Origin of the sequence: Streptomyces sp. NBC_01451 (genome assembly GCF_036227485.1) — a bacterium.
In the GTDB taxonomy this organism is placed as follows: Bacteria; Actinomycetota; Actinomycetes; order Streptomycetales; family Streptomycetaceae; genus Streptomyces.
Map to the genome: position 1 here is coordinate 1,254,706 of NZ_CP109479.1, position 13,208 is coordinate 1,267,913.

The 13,208-nt window shown below is 70.2% G+C and carries 11 protein-coding genes; all 11 read right to left on the bottom strand.

From position 1 onward, the window contains the following. Positions 1-36 precede the first annotated feature (36 nt). The 11 genes from OG595_RS05460 to hpnC all read right to left on the bottom strand — a co-directional run bounded on the left by OG595_RS05460 (position 37) and on the right by hpnC (position 12,876). Positions 37-1,446: an aspartate aminotransferase family protein gene (locus tag OG595_RS05460; RefSeq protein ID WP_329268380.1), complete on the bottom strand. Its 1,410-nt coding sequence runs from the start codon at positions 1,444-1,446 to the stop codon at positions 37-39. Further along, the gene (dxs, locus tag OG595_RS05465; RefSeq protein WP_329268381.1) at positions 1,443-3,365 is read right to left on the bottom strand and encodes a 1-deoxy-D-xylulose-5-phosphate synthase; all 1,923 of its coding nucleotides are present in this window, start codon (positions 3,363-3,365) and stop codon (positions 1,443-1,445) included. Before dxs ends, OG595_RS05460 begins: the two co-directional genes overlap by 4 nt. Before the next feature lie 42 nt (positions 3,366-3,407). Then, the gene (ispG, locus tag OG595_RS05470; protein ID WP_329268382.1) at positions 3,408-4,565 is read right to left on the bottom strand and encodes a flavodoxin-dependent (E)-4-hydroxy-3-methylbut-2-enyl-diphosphate synthase; all 1,158 of its coding nucleotides are present in this window, start codon (positions 4,563-4,565) and stop codon (positions 3,408-3,410) included. 4 nt (positions 4,566-4,569) lie between these two features. After that, entirely contained in the window at positions 4,570-5,592 is a 1,023-nt protein-coding gene (gene hpnH / locus OG595_RS05475; protein WP_329268385.1) for an adenosyl-hopene transferase HpnH, read from the bottom strand. Between the two features lie 5 nt (positions 5,593-5,597). Further along, a complete protein-coding gene (locus OG595_RS05480; protein WP_329268388.1) occupies positions 5,598-6,233 on the bottom strand; it encodes a phosphorylase family protein in 636 nt (211 codons plus the stop codon). Next, complete coding sequence (gene shc / locus OG595_RS05485; protein WP_329268391.1) at positions 6,233-8,230, bottom strand: squalene--hopene cyclase; 1,998 nt, start codon at positions 8,228-8,230, stop codon at positions 6,233-6,235. The genes OG595_RS05480 and shc overlap by 1 nt, the downstream gene beginning before the upstream one ends. 111 nt (positions 8,231-8,341) lie before the next feature. Then, entirely contained in the window at positions 8,342-9,409 is a 1,068-nt protein-coding gene (locus OG595_RS05490) for a polyprenyl synthetase family protein (protein WP_329268393.1), read from the bottom strand. 62 nt (positions 9,410-9,471) lie between these two features. Further along, the gene (gene hpnE / locus OG595_RS05495; RefSeq protein WP_329268395.1) at positions 9,472-10,890 is read right to left on the bottom strand and encodes a hydroxysqualene dehydroxylase HpnE; all 1,419 of its coding nucleotides are present in this window, start codon (positions 10,888-10,890) and stop codon (positions 9,472-9,474) included. Further along, positions 10,887-11,027 carry a DUF6380 family protein gene (locus tag OG595_RS45310; RefSeq protein ID WP_443072965.1) on the bottom strand — a complete coding sequence of 47 codons (141 nt, stop codon included), beginning with the start codon at positions 11,025-11,027 and terminating at the stop codon, positions 10,887-10,889. Before OG595_RS45310 ends, hpnE begins: the two co-directional genes overlap by 4 nt. After that, positions 11,027-11,977 (bottom strand): presqualene diphosphate synthase HpnD, encoded by a 951-nt coding sequence (hpnD, locus tag OG595_RS05500; protein ID WP_329268398.1) that lies wholly within the window; start codon positions 11,975-11,977, stop codon positions 11,027-11,029. The genes OG595_RS45310 and hpnD overlap by 1 nt, the downstream gene beginning before the upstream one ends. After that, on the bottom strand, positions 11,974-12,876 hold the full coding sequence (gene hpnC, locus OG595_RS05505; RefSeq protein WP_329268401.1) for a squalene synthase HpnC: 903 nt from the start codon (positions 12,874-12,876) through the stop codon (positions 11,974-11,976). The genes hpnD and hpnC overlap by 4 nt, the downstream gene beginning before the upstream one ends. Between the last annotated feature and the right edge of the window lie 332 nt (positions 12,877-13,208).

The window sequence follows — 13,208 nt, forward strand, 5'->3', positions numbered from 1 at the left end:
CCGAAAGGCTCCGCCCCGAATCCCGCCCCCCTCGCCCTACCTGTTGGCCACCGCCTGCTTGACCAACGTCTTCCCGAAGTCCCACATCAGCCCGCTCCCGCTGTGCGCGTCGTCCATCACGGCGGTGAAGGCGTCCACGAAACGGTCCACCTCCCGCTCGCCCACGACCAGCGGCGGAATCAGCTTGATCACTTCCAGGTGGTCTCCGGAGACCTGGGTCAGGATCCGGTGCCGCTGCAGCAGCGGTACGACGACCATCTGGGCGAACAGCCCCTTGCGGGCGGCCTGGAGCATCGTCCAACGGCTGCGCAGCTTCAGCGACTTGGGCTTCCCGAACTCGATGCCGATCATCAGACCCCGGCCGCGTACGTCGGCCAGCAGCTCGTACTTGTCGACGAGCGCCGCGAGCCGGGACTTCAACTGGTCCCCCGTGGCTCGGGCGTTGGCCACGATCTGCTCGTTCTCCATCACCGACAGCACGGCGAGCCCCGCCGCCATGGCCTGGGCGTTGCCCCCGAAGCTGGCCGAGTGCACGAGAACGCGGTCGATCGACGAGTACACCTTCTTGAAGATCCACTCCTTGCCGATCGTGGCGCCCACGGGCACATATCCGCCGGACAGCGCCTTCGCCACGCACACCAGGTCGGGCTCGACCCCGTCCTCGTGCTGATAGGCGTAGAAGTCACCGGTCCGCCCGAGGCCGGTCTGCACCTCGTCCGCGATGAGCAGCGCCTTGTGCCTGTGCAGCAGCTCCTGGGCGGCGCGCAGATATCCGGGAGGCGTCTCGTGCACGCCCTTGCCCTGGATCGGCTCGACGATCAGGGCGGCCACATCGCCCTTCTTCAACTCCCGCGCCAGGGCGTCGAGATCGCCGAGCGGTACGGCGGTGTCGGGCAGCAGCGGGGCGAAGCCGTCCCGGAAGCCGTCCTCGCCGTTGACGGAGAGGGACCCGGTGGTCAGGCCGTGGAAAGCGTGCGCGCAGTACAGGACGCGCGGTTTCCCGGTGGCGTACCGGGCGAACTTGAGCGCGGTCTCCACCGCCTCCGTGCCGCTGTTGCCGAAGAACACCCGGTCCAGGTGCGGACTGTGGGTGAGGAGCCGCTCCGCGAGCAGCCCGGGCAGTGGCTGGCAGTCGAAGCGGGTGAGGTCGGCGAGCCGGGCGTCGAGGACGTCGTGCAGCGCCTTGCGGACCACGGGATGATGACGACCGAGGCCCATCACCCCGAACCCGGCGAGCATGTCGAGGTAGTCGTCGCCGTCCGCGTCCCAGAAGTACGCTCCCTCGGCCCGCTCGTAGACCTTGTCGAAGCCGATGGTGTGCAGCATGCGCGGGAGCTGGTGGTTGAGATGCCTGCTGTGCAGCTCGTAGCGTTCGGCGCCGCGCTCGGCGAGCAGCGCGCCGAGGTCGAACTCCCCCGCCGGGGAGCCGGGTTCAGCGGTTGTCATTCCTGTTTCTCCTCGGACTTGCCGTTGGACTTCCCCGGGGACAGCACTTCCTTGGCGGCCAGCCCGGCGCTGATCCGTCCGGCGATCTCGACGGGTGTGAGACCGATGTCGGCGAGCAGCTCGCCGCGCTTGGCGTGCGCGAGGAACTGCTCCGGGATCCCGAACCGCCTTACGGGTACGTCGACTTCGGCGTCGCCGAGTGCCAGCGCCACCGCGGCTCCGACCCCGGACGCGCGGCTGTTGTCCTCGACGACGGCCACCATGCGGTGCTCGGCGGCCAGCCCGGGCAGCGCGGGATCGACGGGCTTGACCCAACGGGGGTCCACGACCGTGCAGTTGATGCCGCGCGCCTCCAGCAGCTCGGCGGCCTGAAGGCACACCGGAGCCATCACGCCGACGGCCACCAGCAGCACGTCGGCGGCTTCCTCGGACCGGTGCAGCACATGCATCCCGCCCACATGACCGACCGCCCCGATCGCCGGCCCCACCGACTCCTTGGGGAACCGGACCAGAGTGGGCGCGTCGTCGACGGCCACCGCCTCCCGCAGCTGGGCGCGGAGTTGGTCGGCGTCGCGTGGTGCGGCGATCCTCAGGCCGGGGACGACCTGGAGGATGGACATGTCCCACATCCCGTTGTGCGACGCCCCGTCGACTCCCGTGACACCCGCGCGGTCCAGCACGAACGTCACCCCGCACCGGTGCAGCGCGACGTCCATCAGCAACTGGTCGAAGGCACGGTTGAGGAAGGTGGCGTACACGGCGACGACGGGATGCAGCCCGCCGGTGGCCAGCCCGGCCGCCGACACCGCCGCGTGCTGCTCGGCGATCCCGACGTCCCACACCCGGTCGGGGAAGCGTTCGGCGAACTTGCCGAGGCCCACGGGATGCAGCATGGCCGCGGTGATCGCGACGACGTCGTCCCGCTCCTCACCGATCCTCACGATCTCGTCGCCGAACACCGAGGTCCAGGAAGGCCCGTTGGCGGGCGCGAGCGGCTCGCAGGTGAGCGGGTCCATCACACCGACGGTGTGGAAGTGGTCCTCCTCGTGCGAGCGCGCGGGCTCGTAGCCGCGGCCCTTCTCCGTCAGACAGTGGACGAGCACGGGCCCGTGGAAGCGCTTCGCGCGCCGCAGCGCGGACTCCACCGCCCCGATGTCGTGCCCGTCGATCGGGCCGACGTACTTCAGCCCCAGGTCCTCGAACATGCCCTGCGGGTTGAACGCGTCCTTGAACCCCTTCTTGGCGCCGTGCAGCGACTCGTAGAGGGTGTTGCCGATGAGGGGGGTGCGCAGCAGTACGTCCTTGCCCCAGGCCAGCACCTGCTCGTAGCTGTCCGTCGTGCGCAGGGTCGCGAGGTGGTTGGCGAGGCCGCCGATGGTGGGTGAGTAGGAGCGTTCGTTGTCGTTGACGACGATGATCAGGGGCCGGTCCTTGGCCGCCGCGATGTTGTTGAGGGCCTCCCAGGCCATCCCGCCGGTGAGCGCGCCGTCACCGATGACCGCGACGACGTGCCCCTTCTCACCCTGCACCTGGCGGGCCTTCGCGAGCCCGTCGGCCCAGCCGAGCGCGGTGGACGCGTGGCTGTTCTCGATGACGTCGTGCTCCGACTCCTCCCGCGAGGGATAGCCGGACAGGCCGCCCTTGCCGCGCAGCTTGGAGAAGTCCTGACGCCCTGTCAGGAGTTTGTGCACATAGCTCTGATGGCCGGTGTCCCACAGGATGCGGTCGACCGGTGACTCGAAGACCCGGTGGAGCGCGACGGTGAGTTCCACCACGCCCAGATTGGGTCCGAGATGGCCGCCGGTCCTGGCGACCGCGTGCACCAGGAACTCCCGTATCTCGTCGGACAGTTCACCGAGTTCCGCCTCGGACAGCGCCTTCAGGTCGCGTGGTCCCCGGATGTTCTCCAGAATCGTCACGCTCGGGCCCCCTCTTCTTCCGTACTCGTCAGCCCGTGCTGTTCAGCTCACGGTGACCGCCGGTTCCCCCGACGCGACGCCGTCCTGCTCCATCTGTTCGGCGATCTTCATCGCCTCCTCGATCAGGGTCTCCACGATCTTCGACTCGGGCACGGTCTTGATGACCTCGCCCTTCACGAAGATCTGCCCCTTCCCGTTCCCGGAGGCGACCCCGAGGTCCGCCTCCCGCGCCTCGCCGGGGCCGTTGACCACACACCCCATGACCGCGACGCGCAACGGCACCTCCATGCCCTCCAGCCCGGCCGTGACCTGGTCGGCGAGCTTGTAGACGTCGACCTGGGCGCGCCCGCACGACGGGCACGACACGATCTCCAGCCGCCGTTGCCGCAAGTTCAGCGACTCGAGGATCTGGATGCCGACCTTGACCTCCTCGACGGGCGGCGCGGACAGGGAGACCCGGATGGTGTCCCCGATGCCCTCGCTGAGCAACGCCCCGAAGGCGACAGCGGACTTGATGGTCCCCTGGAAGGCGGGACCGGCCTCGGTGACGCCCAGGTGCAGCGGGTAGTCGCACCGTTCGGCGAGCAGCCGGTAGGCGTTCACCATGATCACCGGGTCGTTGTGCTTGACGGAGATCTTGATGTCCCGGAAGCCGTGCTCCTCGAACAGCGACGCCTCCCACAGCGCCGACTCCACGAGGGCCTCGGGCGTCGCCTTCCCGTACTTCTGGAGCAGCCTCCGGTCCAGCGAACCGGCGTTGACCCCGATCCGGATCGGCGTGCCGTGCTCCTTGGCGGCCCGCGCGATCTCCTTCACCTTGTCGTCGAACTGCTTGATGTTGCCGGGATTGACGCGGACCGCGGCGCAGCCGGCCTCGATCGCGGCGAACACGTACTTCGGCTGGAAGTGGATGTCGGCGATCACCGGGATCTGCGACTTGCGCGCGATCGTCGCCAGCGCGTCCGCGTCGTCCTGCGTGGGGCAGGCGACGCGGACGATCTGACAGCCGGACGCGGTGAGTTCGGCGATCTGCTGGAGCGTGGCGCCGATGTCCGACGTACGCGTCGTCGTCATCGACTGGACCGACACCGGGGCCCCGCCCCCGACCGCCACCGGCCCGACCTCGATCCGCCGGGAGACCCGGCGCTCGGCGATCGGACGGACCGGCACCTCGGGAACGCCCAAGGAGACGGCGGTCATGACGTCACTCCCGGTTTCCGGCGACGGTCTCGCGCATGGCCCGCAGGGACTCCTTCAAGGACCCCATGGTGGCCATGACGGCCGTCGGCTCGTAGCCGCAGTGCGCCATGCAGTTGGCACACCGGTCGTCCTTGCCCCGGCCGTAGGAGTCCCAGTCGGTCTTCTCGATGAGGTCCTTGTACGTGGTCACGTACCCGTCGCTCATCAGATAGCAGGGCTTCTGCCAGCCGAACAGCGAGTAGTTCGGGATCGCCCACGCCGTGCACGGGAAGTCGACCTTGCCCTCCAGGAAGTCCAGGAAGAGCGGGGAGTGGTTGAGCCGCCAGCGCCGCCGGTTGCCGCCCCCGAATGCCTTCTTGAACAGCTCACGGGTCTGCTCGACACCGAGGAAGTGCTCCTGGTCGGGGGCCTTCTCGTAGGCGTAGGCGGGCGAGATCATCATCTCGTCGACCTGGAGGTCGTCGTTGAGGAAGTTGAGCACCTCGATGATGGTCTGCGGGGTGTCGGTGTTGAAGAAGGTCGAGTTGGTGGTGACCCGGAAACCGCGCTTCTTGGCCTCCTTGATGGCGGCCACCGCCTCGTCGAACACCCCCTCCTTCGCGACGGACTGGTCGTGCCGCTCACGCAGGCCGTCGATGTGCACGGCGAACGCGAAGTACGGCGAGGGTGTGAACTTGTCCATCTTCTTGCGCAGCAGCATGGCGTTGGTGCAGAGGAAGACGTACTTCTTCCTCGCCACCAACTGCCGCACGATCTCGTCGATATGAGGGTGCATCAGGGGCTCGCCGCCCGCGATGGACACCATCGGGGCCCCGGATTCGAGGACCGCCCCGACGGCCTGGGCGACCGGCATGCGCTGCTTGAGCACCCCGGCCGGGTGCTGGATCTTGCCGCAGCCCTCGCACGCCAGGTTGCAGGCGTAGAGCGGTTCGAGTTCGACGATCAGCGGGAACTTGTCCCGCTTGCGGATTTTCTGTTCGGCCAAATACGTAGCGATCTTGATGGTCTGGCGGAGCGGCATGGCCATCTGACTCACCTCCTGGGGAGCAGCAAGGAACGGTGCCATTCGACAAAAGCAGGAAGGACCGAACGAAGAACGCGGAAAGCCGATATTCCACCGCGAAGCGTGCCGATCCGGACGAGTTCATGTTCTGGAGCGTCCACGACCACCCGTACGGCCGCAACGGGGCGCACGCCCGTGCGCCCGGCGCTGTGGAGCGTGGCCGCCGACTCCATGTCGACCGCGATTGCGCCGGTCGCGAGCAGATCCGGCCGTTCGTGACCGCGCACGACGTGATCGGAGCCGGTGAGGGGGCCGGTGTGGATGGTGCGCCCGGGCACGGCACGCGCCAGTTCCTTGACCAGCAGTTCGGTGCCCACGCACCGGGTGGCGCCATGCGGGCCCCGGGTCTCCTCGGCGACCACCAGGTCACCGGGGTGCATACCAGGGGCGAGTCCCGCGCAGAAGCCGGTGGCCAGCACCGCGGCGTCGCGCAGCGCCGGATCGGCGAGGGCCCGGGTGACGGCCGCCTCGGCGGCCTCGGGCCCCATTCCCGTACGCAGCACGGTGACGGGCCCGGAGCCGCGTCCGCCCCGGCGCAGGGCGAGCCGTTCGATGCCGAGCGCGCAGGCGATCAGCAGCGGGGCCGACTCGGGCTGCCTGTCCATCAGCCCCCCTTGGCCTCGGCGAAGGGCTCGCCGTTGACGTACCGGCCGAGCGCGGTGAGCGGGAAGACCTGGCGGTAGAGGTGGTAGTTGATCGAGAAGTCCCACGGGAAGCCGGTGCCGGTGAAGTACGGCTCGTCCCAGGAGCCGTCCGGCATTTGGGTCGCCGCGAGCCACTCGACTCCGCGTTCGACGGCCTTGGAGTCGCGCTCCCCGGCGGCCAGCAGGGCGAGCAGCGCCCAGGCCGTCTGGGAGGCGGTCGAGGCGCCCCGTCCGCTCCAGTTCGCGCTGTCGTCGTAGGAGCGCAGGTCCTCGCCCCAGCCGCCGTCGTCGTTCTGGACCTTCTCCAGCCAGCCCACCGCACGCCGGATAGCCGGGTGCGCGGCGGGCAGCCCTGCGGCGGTCAGCGCGGGCACCACCGAGCCGGTGCCGTAGACGTAGTTGACGCCCCAGCGGCCGAACCAGGCACCGCCCGGCTCCTGTTCGGCGAGCAGCCACTCGATGCCGCGCCGGGTGCGCGGATCGTGGGACATGCCCTCGACGGCGAGCATCTCCACCACATGCGCGGTGACGTCGGCGGACGGCGGGTCGATGACCTCCCCGAAGTCGCAGAACGGCAGCTTGTTGGGGAGCGTGCTGGTGTTGTCGACGTCGAAGGCGCCCCAGGCGCCGTTCTTCGACTGCATCCCCAGGTTCCAGCGAACCCCGCGCCCGATGGCCTTCTCGACCCGGTCCGGGTCGTGGTGCCGGACGCGGCGCAGCGCGAGGACGACCTCGGCGGTGTCGTCGATGTCGGGGTAGTTGTCGTTGTGGAACTCGAACGCCCAGCCCCCGGGCGGCAGTTCGGGTCTGCGTACCGACCAGTCGCCGGGCCTGACCACCTGCTCTCCCAGCATCCAGTCGGCGGCCTTGACCAGTTGGGGATGGTCGGCGGGCAGCCCCGCGTCGGCGAGGGCGATGACGGCGAGGCAGGTGTCCCACACCGGCGACTGGCAGGCCTCGATCATCCGGGCCCCGTCCTCGCGCCACACCGTGAAGCGGTCCAGGGACTCCAGCCCGGCCCGCATGACGGGGTGTTCGAGGTCGTAGCCGAGCAGGTGCAGGGCGATCACCGAGTAGACGGCGGGCGGCTGGATGCCTCCCCAGCAGCCGTCGTTCTCCTGGCGCTCGATGATCCAGCGGGCGGCGGCGTTCATGGCCGCCTTCCGCAGCCGGCGCACCGCCACCTTGCGGTAGCCGTGCAGGACCCTGTCGAGACGCTGGAAGGCGCCGTCCCAACTGGCGAGCGGGGCGAAGGACTTGCCCGGGTTCGGCAGGTCGGGGTCGATGTGCAGCTCGTCGAGCGGAAAGGGCGCCGGGCGGACCGGGCGCTTCGCGCTGACGATGGTGAGCGGCACGATGGTCTGCCGGGCCCAGCAGCCGAAGTCGTAGATGTTGAGCGGCATCCACTTCGGGAAGTAGATGAGTTCCGGCGGGAGTTCGGGGAGGTCGTCCCACTTCCACCAGCCGAACAGGGCCAGCCAGATCCGGGTGAAGACCCGGGCGGCGGCGATGCCTCCCCGGTCACGGATCCAGGCGGACGCCTTCGCCATGTGCGGCGCTTCGGGCGCGTCCCCGGCCAGCCGCAGGGCGACGTACGCCTCGACGGTGGCGGAGAGGTCGGCGGGTCCGCCGAAGAACGTGGCCCAGGTGCCGTCGTCGCGCTGCTCGCCGCGGATGAACAACGCGGCTGCCTGGGTGGTCTGTTCGTCACGGATGCCCAGGAACTGACGGAGCAGCAGGTCCTCGGCGTCCATCGTGACGTTGGTCTCCAGGTCGCCCTTCCACCAGCCCTGGGCGTCCTGCCGCGCGAGCAGGGAATCCGTGGCGTGCCTCATGGCCCGCTCGGCGGCATCCTGAACCCCTGCCGCCACTGGGGTGTTGGTGTCGGTTTCGGTGTCGCTGGCCGAGGCAGCGCGAGGCGGGAGTGCCCCGGTGCTTCCGTCGGTCGTCGCTGTCATGGCTTCCCCTTCGTGCAGTGGATGTCTCTGCTGTGGGTCCGCCGTCGGCCGGTGCGCCGCTCAACGCGGCGCCGGCCGGCGACTACGCGAGGCTTATTCGACCGATAGTGATCATCTCTTTCGTACGACGACGAAGTCGGCGAGCGCCGTGAACTGCGCGCGCACCCGGTCGGGCATGTCGATGGTGCTCAGTGCGTCGACAGCGACGGTGTGCTGTCGGCGCGCCTCCTCGGCGGTCCATTCCCGGCCGCCCGCCTGTTCGATCAGGGCGGCGCGGGTGGCGAACTCCTCCTCGGAGAAGTTCTCGAAGTCGCTGCTCTTCGCGTCGGCGGCGAGGAGTTCACCGAGTTGTTCGGCGGCCGGGCCGCTCGCCGCGAGGGCGGCGACGACGGGCAGGGACTTCTTGCGCTGGCGCAGATCGCTCCAGGTCTGCTTGCCGGTGGCCTCCGGGTCGCCCCAGATGCCGAGGAGGTCGTCGACGGCCTGGAAGGCCAGGCCCAGGTGGTAGCCGTACTTCTCCAGGGTGTCGGCGGTGCGGTCGTCCGCGCCGCCGAGGACCGCGCCGATGGAGCTGGCGCAGGCGAGCAGGGCGCCGGTCTTGTTGCCCTCCATCTCCAGGCACTCCTCGACGCTGACGCGGTCGCGGTGCTCGTAGGAGATGTCCTGTGCCTGGCCGTCGATGAGGGCGCGGGTCGCGGTGGTGAGTCGGCGGGTGGCGCGGCCTGCCTCGACGGTGCCGAGTTCCAGGAGGACCTCGTTGGCCAGCGCGAACAGGGCGTCGCCGACCAGGATGGCCTGGGCGGGGCCGTGCACCTTCCAGACGGTGTCGCGGTGGCGGCGCTGTTCGTCGCCGTCCATCAGGTCGTCGTGCAGCAGCGAGAAGTTGTGCACCAGCTCGACGGCGACCGCGCCGGGGATGCCGACCTCGGGCTCGGCGCCGGTCACCTCGGCGGACAGCACGGCGAGCGCGGGGCGCACGGCCTTGCCGCCGTCGCCGTCGGCGGGCCTGCCCTGGGCGTCGATCCAGCCGAAGTGGTAGGCGGAGACGGTGTCCATGGGCGCCGCGAGACGGTCGATCGCCGCCCGCAGTACCGGGGTGGCCAGGGTCCGGCCGCGCTCCAGGAGCGCGGTCACGTCCACCGCGTCGGCGACTTTCGGGGCCGGGGGCACAGTGGGCACAGTCTCTCCTCTTGTTGCGGTGCTGGGGGTGCGAGGACCTGCCGCGTGCTGATGATCGAGCATCAGGCCGCCTCCTCCACGTCGAAGAGGTGGTGGCGGGGTCGGCCCAGGGCGCCCAGCGCGGCACCGGCCGCGCCGACTCCGCTGCGGACCGCACTCTCCATGGTCGCGGGCCACCCGGTGGCGGTCCACGAACCGGCCAGGTACAGGCCGGGGATTCTGGTACGGGCGCCGGGTCGCAGCCGTCCGACGCCGGGGGTGGGGGCGAACGTCGCTGTCCGCTCCCGGGTGACGAAGAAATCCCGTACTGCGGCGCCCCGCGCGCGGGGCAGCAGCCGCTCCAGCTCCGGCAGATACCGTTCGCGCAGCGCCGCCACGGGTTCGTCGATCTCGTCGTGCGCGGCCGACTGCGACAGCGCCAGGTACTGGCCTCCGCCGCCGAGCCCTGATGCCTCGGTCCGGTCGAAGACCCACTGCACCGGGCTGCCGAGCGCCGCGAGGAACGGCGTGCTCAGCACCTTCCGGTCGTACACCACATGGACGTTGAGGATGGGTGCGGTGCCGATCTCCAGCAGCCGTTCGGGGGCGTCGAGCGCGCCCTCCGGCAGGAGGTCGTGCGCCTCGCGCTGGGGCACGGCGAGCACGACGGTGTCCGCGTCGAACGTCTCGCCGGGAACCTCGACGCTCCAGCGGCCGTTCTCGTTGTGTCGGACGGAGGTGACGCGTGTACGGACTTCGGTGCGCACGCCCGCGGAGTCGAGCGCCTTGCGGGCCAGAGTGTCGTGCAGTTCGCCCAGCGGGACGCGCGCCCAGCCGATGTCGGCCGCGCCCGGGTCGGACAGCAGACCGGTCTTGAACACCATCGCGGCGAGCCCCAGGGAAGAGTCCCCGGCCACCGCGTTGAGGGTGGCGACCCCCACCAGGTCCCACAGTGCCTCGACGGCACGCTCGGACTGACCGTGCGCGGCCAGCCAGCTGCCGAAGTCCTGCGCGTCCAGCGCCGGGTCGGCGAGGTCCAGCGCCTTGAGCGCGAGCGCGGCACGTCCCACTCTGGCGCGCTCCAAGAGCGAGAGGTGCGGATACGTGGCCAGGCTGCGCCCGAGATGCAGCGGAACAGGCAGCGCGTCGCGCCGGAGTCTGCCCAGGCGCCGCCCGGCCCGCTTCGCCACGTCGACGACGGGTACGTCGAGACGAGCCTGCACCGGAGCGAGCGCGGCGCCGTCGACGCGGTCGAGGAACCAGCGGTAGGCGGTGCAGCAACGCAGGTACACGTGCTGGCCGTTGTCGACGGTGAGTCCGTCGCGCCGGAAGGAGAAGGCGAGCCCGCCGAGGCGCGGCCGGCCTTCGAGCAGCGTGACGCGGACACCGGCGTCGGCGAGCGAGAGCGCAGCGGTGATCCCGGCCAGCCCGCCGCCGACCACCACGGCGCACTTCTCACCGCGGTGGCCCGGACGTACCCCGGGTTGCGTGCCCTCGCTCATCGCACACTCCCCCCTGTGCACCCGCCGCGCCGGACGAACGCCGGACGGCAGGCCGTTGAAGTCAGGGACGCCGTCCGTGACCGGAGGGTTGCGTGCCGTTTCGACGTAGGCACCTCACCTTGCACCGAATTGTCCATCAGGCACGCCTCCTGACGGTCTGCCGCGAGACATGCCGGGCGTCCAGACCGGACAGACCGCGCACCGCGACGTACGCCTTCTCGCGTCCGGGCAGTGAGACCCGGCCGCGCAGGACGGCCTCCGGCTCGCGCTCGATGCGGTCGAGGAGCCGTCGGTAGATGCCGGCCATGGCGGCGACACAGGCGCCGCTGCGCCGGTCGAGCATGGGCAGCAGCCGGTAGCCCTCGGCGAACAGGGCGCGGGCGCGCCGCACTTCGAAGTGGACGAGGCCCGCGAAATCGGAGCCCTCCGGCGGGGTCGGCCCATTGAACCCGGCCGAGCAGCCGAACTTGGCGAGGTCGTCGGCGGGCAGATAGGTCCGCCCGCTGTCGGCGTCCTCACGGACGTCCCGCAGGATGTTGGTGAGCTGGAGCGCGAGCCCCAGCGTGTCGGCGTACTCGGAGGCGCGTTCCGAACCGCGCGCGCCCCGCTCGGTACCGAACACGCCCAGCGAGAGCCGCCCGATGGCTCCGGCCACACAGCGGCAGTAGACCTTCAGGTCGTCCCAGGTCTCGTACGTCTCACCGCGGACGTCCATCACGACGCCGTCGATGAGCTCGTCGAGGCCGCCGAGCGGGATCGGGAAGTGGGTTCCCGCGTGGCTGAGGGCGACCGCGACCGGGTCGGTGTCGTCCTCGTCGACCGCGCCCTCGCGCACCCGGGTGAGCAGCGTTCTGGTGTCCTCCAGCCGCGCCGCCTTGACCTCGGGTGCCAGCGTGCCGTCACCGATGTCGTCGACACGCCGCGAGAACGCGTACAGGGCGGACATCGCGCGCCTCTTCGGCGTCGGCAGCAGTCTGATGCCGTACGCGAAGTTGCGGGCCTGCTGCCCGGTGACGGACTCGCAGTAGCTGTACGCGGCGAGTACCGGTGCGGACACGTGTGGTTCCGACTCCACGCTCCGGATCACCCCCTTCCTCGCAGGGTTGTGCCCACCTCGCGCAGCAACTGGATCCTGCCGGGCTTGGGCGGGCCGGGAAGTACGTCGTGTTCGGCGGCGGCGATCGCTCGGACCGCCGCCTTTCCCCCCGCCACGAAACCCGCGAGCAGCAGCTTCAGCCTGCCGTGGACGCTACCCACGAGGGGGGTGCCTTCATTCAGCAGATTCCGGGCACGTTCCGCTTCGTATGCGATCAGCGCGCGTACCGACGCGCCCGCGGTGGGGGCGGCGAGATCCGTCTCCTGGACATGAAAGCGCTTCATGTCCTGAGCGGGCAGATAGATCCGGTCGCGGCCGAGGTCCTCGGCGACGTCCTGGAGGTGCTCGACGATCTGGAGGGCCGTGCACACGGCGTCGGAGCGGCGGATCCGCTCGGGTGTCGCGGTGCCGGTGACGGCGAGGACGAGTCGGCCGACGGGGTTGGCGGACAGCTCGCAGTAGGCGAGGAGGTCGTCGTACGTCTCGTACCGCTTGACCAGCTGGTCCTGGCGGTTGGCGGCGATCAGGCCGAGGAACGGCTCGGGGGTGAGCGACCGGCGGCGGACGGTCGGGCGGAGCCGGCGCAGCAGGGGGTGGTGCGGGGTACCGTCGAAGACCCGGCGCAGGTCGGTCTCGAAGGCGTCGAGGAGGACGAGCCGGTCGTCGGCATCTTCGGGGGCGACGCCCAGCAGGCGGGCGTCGGCGCCGCCGGGGGCCAGGTCGCCGTCACCGATGTCGTCGACGAGGCGGGCGAAGCCGTAGACGGCCATGAGGTCGGTGCGCCAGGCCCTGGGGAGGAAGAACGGCGCCACGGGGAAGTTCTCGTCCGCGGCCTTGTCGAGCGTGCCGCGCTCCGGATCGTGGGCGCGCGCGTGGCCGGTTGCCGTCACAGGTGACTGCCCGGGGCGGGGACGGCACACGCTGTGGGGAGCTGGGGAGTTTCCGTAGCCATCGCCGTCACATCTCCCGTTCTACACTGCGGACCCAATGGGCACTATTTCGGACACGCCGCCCAGCCGTCCACGCGGCGGTCCGATGTCGGGTGTCGCGTGTTATCGCCCTACTTGCCGCGATTCAGCACTGGTACAGCTTACGTTGTACAACGCGCCATGGTCCGTCGGGGTGTCCTGCGCATCACAAGAACGCACCGATTGGCGTCAAGATTCCTAGGACGTCACGGAGTTGACGTTTCCTTTGCAGACGCGGGGCCCCGCCGGAACAG

Excerpts from the sequence above, each read along its gene's own strand:
- OG595_RS05460 (WP_329268380.1), bottom strand. The coding sequence starts at position 1,446 with ATGACAACCGCTGAACCCGGCTCCCCGGCGGGGGAGTTCGACCTCGGC.
- ispG (WP_329268382.1), bottom strand. The coding sequence starts at position 4,565 with ATGACCGCCGTCTCCTTGGGCGTTCCCGAGGTGCCGGTCCGTCCGATC.
- hpnH (WP_329268385.1), bottom strand. The coding sequence starts at position 5,592 with ATGGCCATGCCGCTCCGCCAGACCATCAAGATCGCTACGTATTTGGCC.
- OG595_RS05480 (WP_329268388.1), bottom strand. The coding sequence starts at position 6,233 with ATGGACAGGCAGCCCGAGTCGGCCCCGCTGCTGATCGCCTGCGCGCTC.
- shc (WP_329268391.1), bottom strand. The coding sequence starts at position 8,230 with ATGACAGCGACGACCGACGGAAGCACCGGGGCACTCCCGCCTCGCGCT.
- hpnE (WP_329268395.1), bottom strand. The coding sequence starts at position 10,890 with ATGAGCGAGGGCACGCAACCCGGGGTACGTCCGGGCCACCGCGGTGAG.
- OG595_RS45310 (WP_443072965.1), bottom strand. The coding sequence starts at position 11,027 with ATGGACAATTCGGTGCAAGGTGAGGTGCCTACGTCGAAACGGCACGCA.